Raw genomic sequence first — 399 nt, forward strand, 5'->3', positions numbered from 1 at the left:
TAGGGCGTGTATGCAAACCTAAGCGAGCCAGACCATAATTGATGCCAGCGTTAAAAAAGCCTTGAATGAGCTTGCTAACTTATCAAAGCGAGTCGCCAACCGACGATAATGTTTTACTTTATTGAAAAAACATTCAATGAGATGCCGTTCTTTGTAAATTTCTTTATCCCATTTTCTTGGTTTGCGGCGATTTTTCTTACTGGGTATCACAGGTGTAGCTGATTGCTGCTCTAACAAATGAAGAATTTGATTGGTGTCGTAGGCTCGATCAGCCAACACCTGTTTTTTCGTTAGATCCATCTGTTTTAACATTTCGTAGCCGGTTACCGAATCGTGGCATTGACCTCCTGTCAGCTTAAAGCGCAGGGGATTACCTAAAGCATCAACCACGGCGTGAAT

At 42.4% G+C, this 399-nt stretch carries 1 protein-coding gene; it reads right to left on the reverse strand.

From position 1 onward, the window contains the following. Positions 1–18: 18 nt before the first annotated feature. Positions 19–399, reverse strand: a 381-nt coding sequence (locus J7E85_RS14530; RefSeq protein WP_215158888.1) for an IS5 family transposase, incomplete at its 5' end; no start/stop codon positions are given.

This window comes from Paenibacillus sp. ISL-20 (assembly GCF_018613005.1).
Lineage (GTDB): Bacteria > Bacillota > Bacilli > Paenibacillales > Paenibacillaceae > Paenibacillus_AQ.